Here is an 828-nt window from a genome sequence, read left to right as displayed (position 1 = left end):
TGGTCGACCTGGTGCGGCAGCACCGCGGCCCCGCGTTCGTGCCCGAGCTGCCACCGGGCGGCGGCTGGCTGATGGTCGAGGTGAGCGCGGACGCGGACGCCGACGGCGAGGGGGCCGGGCACCTGGCCGACCCGCTGGCGCGCGCCCGCGCGCTGGCGGCCGACTCCGGGACGTCCGCAGTGCGCGTGCTGCCCGCCGGGCCCGAGGCGTCGGCGCTGTGGCGCATCCGCGAGGACGGCGCGGGACTCGGCGGGCGCACGCCCTCGGGTGAGCAGGGGTGGCCGGGCTGGGAGGACTCCGCGGTCCCGCCGGAGCGGCTCGGGGCGTACCTGCGCGACCTCGAGGCGCTGATGGCCGGGCACGGTGTCGACGGCCTGGTCTACGGGCACTTCGGCGACGGCTGCATCCACGTGCGCATCGACCTGCCGCTGGCCGACGCTCCGGAGCGGATGCGCCCGTTCGTGGAGGACGCCGCCCGGCTGGTGGCCTCCCACGGCGGCTCGTTCTCGGGCGAGCACGGCGACGGCCGGGCGCGCAGCGAGCTGCTGCCGATCATGTACTCGGCGGAGGCGATCGAGGCGTTCGCCGCGTTCAAGCACCTGCTCGACCCGGACGGGGTGCTGAACCCCGGTGTGCTGGTGGCCCCGCGGCCGCTCGACGCCGACCTGCGGCGCCCGGCGGCGCTGCCGCTGCGGGCGGTGGGGGGCTTCTCGTTCGCGCACGACGGCGGCGACGTCACCTCGACGCTGCACCGCTGCACCGGTGTGGGCAAGTGCCGGGCCGACCTCAGCGCGTCGGGCGGCTTCATGTGCCCGTCGTACCTGGCCA

At 77.2% G+C, this 828-nt stretch carries 1 protein-coding gene; it reads left to right on the top strand.

Annotated features, from left to right (window positions below; translation table 11 throughout):
• The coding region (locus ACYVKY_RS22130) for an FAD-binding oxidoreductase (protein WP_460437151.1) at positions 1–828 on the top strand (828 nt) is incomplete at both ends.

Source organism: Angustibacter speluncae, from assembly GCF_054777815.1.
The sequence above is the reverse complement of the archived record's forward strand: the minus strand, read 5'-3'. Positions and strand labels throughout refer to the sequence as shown.